The organism is Fusibacter sp., from assembly GCF_057447755.1.
Map to the genome: position 1 here is coordinate 1 of NZ_JBVBZF010000141.1, position 8,969 is coordinate 8,969.

An 8,969-nucleotide genomic window follows, 5' to 3' on the forward strand; every position below is an offset into this window, starting at 1 on the left:
CAAGGACTTGAAGTGATTAAGCAGTTAACCATAATCAATGGTCAATCTACAAAAGCCAATCAAGAAGTCCACAATAATATCATGAAAGCCACTGAAGATTCTAAAAAAATTGAACAAGCAAGTGCACTGATTATGTCTATAGCAAATAAAACCAACCTCTTAGCACTTAATGCAGCCATTGAGGCTGCAAGAGCAGGTGAACATGGAAGAGGGTTTGCGGTGGTGGCAAATGAAATCAGGCTCTTAGCCGAACAATCCAAGCAATCAACCACTCAAATAAACGAAATTATTGACCAACTCTATATTGATAATCAAACGATTGTGAAAACTGTTGAACATTTAATTTCAATCTCAGAATCACAGATGACCAGTGTTGACATCACAAAAGAAAAATACAATGAGATTGCCAGATCCATTAAGCGTGTAGAACAAAAATTAGATTCACTAAAGAATTCCAGAGTATATATAGAACAAACCCGACTTGAAGTAGAAGATATGATACAATCCCTCTCAGCAGTGAGTGAAGAGAACTCTGCAAGCACGGAAGAGGTTGTTGCTTCTGTTGAAGTTCAAAGTCAGGTGATCAATGACATCTTCAAAGAGAGTGAAAACTTAAACAAGCTCGCGGCGCAGATGGACGAGACCATCCAAATATTTAAAATATAAAATATAAAATGGGCATTTTAAGGAGAAGTTATATGAGAGTCATGTTAGATAATGAAATGAAATCCATCCATGTGGACATCATCAGAATGGGCACGCTGATTGAAAAAACAATTGAAGAGACGATTAACGCGCTGGTTGAACACGACGTGAAGCTTGCACAGCGCATCATCGAGGGCGATGATCGATTTGATCAAATGGAACTCGAAATCGAAAACAAATGCATCAATGTCATCGCAAGGCAACAACCTGTAGCAACGGATTTGAGAAAGCTTTTGTCTATTTTGAAAATTGTAACGGACTTAGAACGTATTGCAGACCACTGCCAAGATATCTCAAAATTGACAATAGACCTTGCAGGCAAGACTTATGTTAAACCCCTTATCGACTTGCCGAACATGGCCAAACAAGTAAAAAATATGGTTAAAATGACAATCGACTGTTACATCGATGAAGATGTGGAAATGGGAAAACGCATTTGTGCAGATGATGATATCGTGGATGACTACTATGATATGATTTTTGCAGACCTAGAGACCCTTATGAAGGAAAAACCAGATGATGTTAGACAGTGTATGGATTTTATGATGATTGCCAAATATTTTGAAAGAATGGCTGATCATGCAACCAATATTGCAGAATGGGTAATTTATGGCGTTGAGGGCACTCATTTTGACGGAAACGACTAAGCACTACACAATTTATAAAGACGATACCATGTGAAAGGTTCATATTGGGTATCGTCTTTTTTGACGCTTTAATATGTAAACATATGGTATAATTACTTTATAAATATCAAAAATAATATTTCACTATAGAAGGTGATGGATTTGACAAAATCAAATATCTCTTTAACGAAGTATCTGTTGCTAACAATTGTCTTCGTAACCATTTCGCTTGGTTCCGTTTTAGGTATCAGCAAGATGTTAAAACATCAAATTGACCTCTCAAGTGTTCCGCTTCATTGGTATATTATATTGGGTTCAATGACTCTGATCTACATCTTACTGGATGGTTACAGATTTTACATCATTTTAAAAACATTAAAGATTAATTTGCCTTATCACTATGTTGTGAAGCAGGCAATTATAGGCACTTTTGTGAGTAATGTCACCCCTTTTTTAGCAGGGGGTAGCATCGCACAAATCTATTTTTTAAAAGAACACGATGTTGCCATATCAGAAGCTGCGGCGGCAACTTCATTGAGGGCTATATTGGCTTCCACTTTTTTCTTTGTCTCTTTACCGCTTGTGGTCTATTTCAACCCAGAGCTTTTGAGTACATTAAACGTTGAGTCAGTAAGATGGTTGCCCTTGGTATCTCTATTTTATGTCCTATGGACGGCCTTCATCGTTTTGGTTGGAAAATACAGAAAGAGAAGCATGCATTATTTTGGGAAGCTCATCTTCAGGTTGCCAATTAAACAAACGCAAAAATTAAAATTTTTTAATGGTCTTGATGATTTTTTAAAGCAATTGGACCTATTCTTGAGAGGCGATATCAAGCATCTAATCATGAGTTTTTTAGTGACAATCGTTCATTTTATGTTTGTCTTCTCCTTCTCTGTTATGATTCTTAAGCTTTATGGCTATAAGGTGTCACCTCTGATTGTGATATCAGGCCAAATGCTTTCTAATTTCGTCATGTATTTTGGCTTTACACCTGGCGCATCAGGCTTTGCAGAGGGCGGTTTTGCCTATTTCTTTTCGCAAATCGTCAAGGAGTCTGACCTAGTGAACATCGTCTTTCTTTGGCGCGGCTTTACGGTTTACTTTGCCACCCTTATTGGGCTCTTCTTTTTCGTGAGGGAAACCATGAATATTCGAAAAAAACACCATCAAAGGGATCAAGTATAGAAGAAAAAACAGCATTTGAAAGGACTGAACATGAAAACCATTTATTTAGACAACGGTGCAACATCCTATCCAAAACCTGAGACTGTTAAAATTGCCACCCTTAAGTATTTTGATGAAATGATGGGAAATGCCGGAAGAAGTACTTCCTCAACAAGAAGTGTTGATCGTCTGATTTATGACTTAAGAGAGCATATTGCTAAAATGTTTCATTTTAATCATTCTGATCATGTGATTTTCACGAAAAATATCACAGAGTCTATTAACACAGTCCTCTTTGGCTATTTAAAAGAGGGAGACCATGTTTTGATTTCAAACTTTGAGCATAACGCAGTGGTGAGGCCTGTCGTAGCCCTTGCTGATGAGGGGAGGATTGAGTACGATTTCATTCCATTTAGCGATACTGGTAAGTTGGATGTTGATGCCACAAAAGGACTTTTACGCCCCAATACCCGGTTAATCATAAGTCTTCACGCATCAAACATAACAGGTCAAATCCTTGAAGTGACAAGGCTTGGGCAATTGGCAAGGGAAAACAATGTCAAATTTATGTTGGATGTCGCCCAGACGGCTGGCTTTATGGACATTAATATGGCAGAAATGAAAGTGGATTGTCTTGCCTTTACAGGTCACAAGTCCTTGCTTGGACCGACGGGTACCGGTGGATTTTTAATTGATCCGGATATGGCCAGGGAAACCAAGGCGTTTATATATGGTGGAACTGGAAGTCTATCTGAATCCTTTGACCAGCCCAAGCTAATGCCGGATCATTTTGAATCGGGCACGCTTAATTTGATGGGATTATTGGGCCTGGCAGCCAGTCTTGAATGGATTGCTGAAAGAGGTTATGAAGCCATCCAATTACATGAGAGGTCTTTAATAAAGCATCTGGAAATAGGGCTTTCAAAGTTTGAGGGTATCATATGTCACAATCTTGTGAGCTTTGATAATCGAACAGGCGTCTTAGCGCTTTCATTCAAAGACAGGGATCCTTCGTGGATTGCACATGCACTCAACAGAGACTATGGCATCATAACGCGTGTGGGACTTCAATGTGCCCCAATTGCCCACAAGACCCTAGGGACCTTTCCAAGTGGCGTCCTTAGAATAAGCGTTTCACCCTTTAATACGATTGAAGAAATTGACCACTTGATTTTAGCACTGAAGGCGTTGGTAAAATAGAATTTCAGGAGGGTAAATATGAACCATTTATCTAATGACATTTCAATAGATCTAAAAGAAGCCTATGATATCATCAACAAAACAAACTTAGTCATCTTTAAATGGACACTTTCAGAGGATATCCCAACTGACTTTGTGTCGGAGAATATTGGCATTTTCGGCTATAAACCTGAAGATTTTTACACAGGTGACCTAAAAGACTATTGGGAATTTGTCTTTGAGCCCGATCGAGAAAAAACAAAAGCGCTCTTATATGAGGCACGCAAAAAAAACATGACTTATTTTAAAAACCAGTACCGAGTAGTGTGTAAAAATGGAGAGGTAAGGTGGGTGGAGGAATGGGTAATCCACGACCGTGATGAAAGTGGCAGGCTCATCAATGAAAAAGGCATCATAAGAGATATAAATGAGTCAGTGAGAATTTCTGAAAAGCTAAAGGATAGCGAAGCCAAGTATAAAGAACTCTTTGACAATGCCTCAGCCATCATCTTTACCTTTAACCAAAAAGGTGAAATTACAAATTTCAACAAGACGTTTGTGGAGACTTTAAAAATAAAGAAAGTCAATGAAACCTATATCATTGAGGATTTTTTGGACGCTTCTTATGGGGAAAATACCTTGTTTAATCAATGTATAGAAAGGCCAAGAAAGCGTTTTGAACTCGAAATTATTGACCTTGAAGGCGCAAAAAAATTTATCGAGTTCAATTATAGACTTGTTTATCAGGATGAGATGCCCTATGAAATACATGCAGTTGGTCAAGATATTACAGAGCGGAAGCTTGCCACTGAAAAAATCAAATTCTTAACATCTCACGATGCCCTTACTGGACTCTATAACCGGTCTTATTTTGACCAGAGACTGATTGAATACAGTGAGAATGAAGATAAGAATGTTTCGATTATTATAGGAGATGTCAACGGCCTGAAAATGGTGAACGATGCTTTTGGACACAAATTAGGCGATGCCTTGCTCATAAAAGTTGCAGATATTCTCAAGGGTGTTTTTTATGATCAAACAGATGTGATTGCAAGGCTAAGTGGTGATGAGTTTGCCATTATCACAGAGCGAAAGAACATTGGAACCTTAATTGACAGGATCCATGCTAAATGCAGTACAGTTACGGATTTTCCCTTTAAAATCGACATCTCATTAGGTTATTCGAGTCGAAAAAAATCCAATATTGGCATTGATGGTATCTTTAGAGAAGCAGATCATCAAATGTACAAGAACAAGCTAAGGACCTCTAAGCATATTAAGTCCATGCTGATTCAAACCCTTCAGCAAAAATTATCAGAAGAATCGCTTGAGACAGTCGAGCATGCTGAGCGCATTAAAATTTTAAGCGAAAGGGTTGGCGCGTACTTGAATTTGAGTGATTCTGCCATGGAGGAACTGGATTTAACAGCCATTATGCACGATATCGGCATGATATCCATACCAAAGGAGATTTTAAACAAAAAGGGCAAGTTAAGTCAGAAGGAAATGAAGGAAATTATGAAGCACGCAGAGATTGGCTACCATCTACTCGTGGCTTCGCCAAACTTGGCTGGTATTGGAGACTATGTACTTGCACATCACGAAAACTATGATGGTACTGGCTATCCTCAAGGCCTTAGCGGTGGCGATATTCCACTCATATCAAGAATTATTACTGTCGTAGATGCCTATGAGGCCATGACACATGAAAGAAGTTATAGGGAAGCGAAAACACATGATCAGGCCATAGATGAAATTCTGAGCTTGTCTGGGATAAAGTATGATCCCAGTATCGTTCATGCTTTTCTAAAGTCTATGGAGGATTGGAAGGGTTTTAACCTATAAAACATTTTTCTGAGGAATATGGCTGTAATTTTTTCGATTTTTAAGTATAATAGACCTATGATTATTTTTGGGAGGCAATTTATGAAAGATGAGACAATTATGGCATCAAATTTTATTCATAACATAATTGATGCTGATTTAGAAAGTGGAAAAGTTAAGAAAATTCATACGCGTTTTCCGCCAGAACCCAATGGTTACTTACATGTGGGCCATGCGAAAGCAATTTTAATAAACTATTTAACCGCTAAAAAATACGGTGGTGAATTCAATCTTAGATTTGACGACACCAATCCGGTGAAAGAAGATGTAGAATATGTCAATTCAATAATGGAAGATATCAAGTGGCTGGGATGTGAATGGGACCATTTGTACTATGCTTCTGATTATTTCGGGAAGATGTATGACTACGCAATGGAACTCGTTAAGAAGGGTCTTGCATTTGTAGACGACCAAACAGCAGAGGAAATTAGAGATACTAGAGGTACTTTAACGGAGCCTGGGAAAGAAAGCCCATTTAGAAATAGGACCATTGAAGAAAACGTCACGCTATTTGAAAAAATGAGAAATGGAGACTTTCCAGACGGCGCACGCGTTTTAAGAGCTAAAATTGACATGTCGAGCCCTAACATTAACATGAGAGATCCTGTAATTTATAGAATCGCAAGAGCAACCCACCACAACACTGGTGATGAATGGTGTATATACCCGATGTATGATTTTGCGCATCCGATTGAAGATGCGATTGAAGGCATTTCACATTCACTGTGCTCGCTTGAGTTTGAAAACCATAGACCACTCTATGATTGGGTGCTCATGAATCTTGATGATTATAAAGTGACAAGACCACAACAGATTGAATTCGCTAAGCTCTATATCAAAGACTCTGTTTTGGGTAAGCGTTATCTTAAAAAACTCGTTGATGAAGGCAAGGTTGAAGGCTGGGATGACCCAAGACTTGAAACCATCTCAGGGATGAGAAGAAGGGGGCTTACACCAGAGGCTATTAGAGATTTTGCAGAGCGTATTGGCGTTGCCAAGAGCAATAGTATCGTGGATAGGGGATTGCTTGAGCACTGCATTCGAGAGGATTTAAAAGTAAGAGCCAAGCGTAAGATGGCAGTTTTGGACCCCTTAAAGGTTACAATCACAAACTATCCTGAAGGCCAAGTAGAATGGCTGGAGGATGACGACAATACAGATAATGAAAACATGGGTGTTAGAATGATTCCGTTTTCAAGGCATTTATATGTAGAACGTGAAGACTTTATGGAAGAACCCCCTAAGAAATATCATAGACTTTACATCGGCAACGAGGTAAGATTTAGAAAATCATACTTTATTACTTGTAATGATGTGGTTAAGGACGCAGAGGGAAATGTGGTTGAACTCCTTTGTACTTATGATCCAGAAACCAAGTCAGGTAGTGGATTTGAAGGTCGAAAAGTCAAGGGCACTATTCACTGGGTAAGTGCGGAACATGCTGTGGATGCCACAATTAGACTTTATGAAAATCTCGTTGTTAGAGAAGATGAGAATGATGAAAACAGTGAACTTGTGTTAAATCCAAATTCGCTTGTTGTTCTTGAAAATTGCAAGCTTGAGCCGAGTTTCAAGGAAGTGGCAAAGGGCGAACATATTCAGTTCTTAAGACATGGCTACTTTGTTGCAGATTCAAAGCTCTCATCGGAGGAACATTTGGTTTTCAACCGTGTGGTTTCACTCAAAAGTTCATTTAAAATTTAAGTTCAAAGTCTTTGTATCCTTATTAAATTAAAGCAGTCCTTAGTAGGACTGTTTTTTTTATAGGATAAAAGGTATAATAAATGTAGGTACTAAGTAGTGAACATGATTTTTCTGACAAGGAGTGAATATAATGGATGATAGACGTCGTCAAAGGCGACTTAGCAATCTTGGTGTAATAGAATCCTTCAATTTTCACACCAACAATCGGTTGGTGGAAATTAATAGTCCTATTGAGATATCGCTTAAGGATATTTCTATTGGCGGTCTGGGAATAAAATCAAATTGCTTCATAGAGAATGATACTACCTTGAGTATAGACATACAATTTAATGAAGAAAATCATGTGGTAATCGGAAAGGTTGTTTGGTGTAGACCAAATGGCAAGTTCTTTGATTGTGGTTTAAAGCTAATCTATATTCCGGAAATGCTGACGAGTTTTCTACTCGATATTGACGAGGACGATGACAATAAGTATATGAACTGATTTAAATAGATTAAAGGACATGTGTCGCAGATTAGATTTTTAATATTTTGGAGGCAGATTATATGGACAGAGCGTCAATTATGGAACAATATAAGTGGGATTTATCATCTCTTTACGTATCAGATGAAGCTTGGGAGGCGGATTTTAAAGCGGCACAAACAAGCGCAGAACAAGTGACAAAGTACAAGGGGCGCTTGTTGGAAAGTGCAGATATACTACTTGAAGCAATTGAAGTTAGTGAGAGGATCGAGCGAAAATTAAGTGATATTTCTTGTTATGCACATTTAAAGAATGATGAAAACACAAAGGATGGTTTTTATCAGGGGCTTAATTCCAGAGCAGATAGCTTAGTGGCGACTATTTCTGAGAATATGGCCTTTTTTGTGCCTGAGATCATGGCCAGCGATAAGTCCGTTATCGATCAATATATGGCGGAAAATGAGGGACTTAGAACCTATTCACATTTTTTTGAGAACTTATATCGAAATAAACCCCATATTCGATCTGAAGAAATTGAAACGATTCTGGCCCAGGTGGACGAGGTTTCAAGTGCACCTTCAAATGCCTACAGTATGCTGTTGAATGCGGACATGACTTTTGGGACTGCCACAGATGAAAAGGGTCAAACCCATACGATAACAAACGGCAGCTATATTTCATTGATGATGTCGCAAGATCGTACGCTTAGAAAAAATACATTTGAAACATACTATAAAACCTATGAAGCTCATATCAACACCATAGCATCTTTAATGCAGAGTGAAGTGAAGAAAAATATTTTTTACAGTAAGGTGAGGGGCTACAGTTCTGCACGAGAAGCAGCACTCTTTTCAGGTGCTATCCCTGTATCGGTTCCTGACAAACTCATTGAAGCAGTAAACGAGGCATTACCTGCATTTCACAAATATATGAAACTTCGTAAAGAAGTCATGGGGGTAGATGAGCTGCATTTATATGATATTTACAATCCCATGATCAAGGACATTGAGTTTGAAATCACATATGATGAGGCTGTTGAATGTGTCTTAAAAGCAGTAGAGCCTTTGGGTGAAAGTTACGTGAACTTATTCAAAAAAGCCTTTGAAGAGCGCTGGATTGACGTTTACGAAAATACAGGAAAGCGCAGTGGTGCTTATTCGAGTGGTACTTATGACTCTAAGCCTTATATCCTTTTGAATCACAAGGATAATGTTGACAGTATGTTTACTTTGATTCATGAG

At 38.4% G+C, this 8,969-nt stretch carries 8 protein-coding genes; all 8 read left to right on the forward strand.

All coding sequences use genetic code 11. The features are described from left to right. On the forward strand, window positions 1–666 hold a 666-nt coding region (locus tag AC220I_RS14035; protein ID WP_486724478.1), incomplete at its 5' end, for a methyl-accepting chemotaxis protein. 32 nt (window positions 667–698) lie between these two features. Beyond that, entirely contained in the window at window positions 699–1,352 is a 654-nt protein-coding gene (phoU, locus tag AC220I_RS14040) for a phosphate signaling complex protein PhoU (protein ID WP_486724479.1), read from the forward strand. Between the two features lie 141 nt (window positions 1,353–1,493). Then, window positions 1,494–2,519: a lysylphosphatidylglycerol synthase transmembrane domain-containing protein gene (locus tag AC220I_RS14045; protein ID WP_486724480.1), complete on the forward strand. Its 1,026-nt coding sequence runs from the start codon at window positions 1,494–1,496 to the stop codon at window positions 2,517–2,519. Between the two features lie 30 nt (window positions 2,520–2,549). Then, a complete protein-coding gene (locus AC220I_RS14050) occupies window positions 2,550–3,698 on the forward strand; it encodes an aminotransferase class V-fold PLP-dependent enzyme (protein ID WP_486724481.1) in 1,149 nt (382 codons plus the stop codon). 18 nt (window positions 3,699–3,716) lie between these two features. Beyond that, window positions 3,717–5,522 carry an HD domain-containing phosphohydrolase gene (locus tag AC220I_RS14055; protein WP_486724482.1) on the forward strand — a complete coding sequence of 602 codons (1,806 nt, stop codon included), beginning with the start codon at window positions 3,717–3,719 and terminating at the stop codon, window positions 5,520–5,522. An 81-nt stretch (window positions 5,523–5,603) separates the two neighbouring features. After that, window positions 5,604–7,265: a glutamine--tRNA ligase/YqeY domain fusion protein gene (locus AC220I_RS14060; RefSeq protein ID WP_486724483.1), complete on the forward strand. Its 1,662-nt coding sequence runs from the start codon at window positions 5,604–5,606 to the stop codon at window positions 7,263–7,265. 130 nt (window positions 7,266–7,395) lie between these two features. Next, complete coding sequence (locus tag AC220I_RS14065) at window positions 7,396–7,749, forward strand: PilZ domain-containing protein (protein WP_486724484.1); 354 nt, start codon at window positions 7,396–7,398, stop codon at window positions 7,747–7,749. Between the two features lie 62 nt (window positions 7,750–7,811). Then, on the forward strand, window positions 7,812–8,969 hold a 1,158-nt coding region (locus tag AC220I_RS14070), incomplete at its 3' end, for a M3 family oligoendopeptidase (protein ID WP_486724485.1).

Coding starts and splice junctions, on each gene's coding strand:
- phoU (WP_486724479.1), top strand. CDS start 699: ATGAGAGTCATGTTAGATAATGAAATGAAATCCATCCATGTGGACATC.
- AC220I_RS14060 (WP_486724483.1), top strand. CDS start 5,604: ATGAAAGATGAGACAATTATGGCATCAAATTTTATTCATAACATAATT.
- AC220I_RS14050 (WP_486724481.1), top strand. CDS start 2,550: ATGAAAACCATTTATTTAGACAACGGTGCAACATCCTATCCAAAACCT.
- AC220I_RS14055 (WP_486724482.1), top strand. CDS start 3,717: ATGAACCATTTATCTAATGACATTTCAATAGATCTAAAAGAAGCCTAT.
- AC220I_RS14065 (WP_486724484.1), top strand. CDS start 7,396: ATGGATGATAGACGTCGTCAAAGGCGACTTAGCAATCTTGGTGTAATA.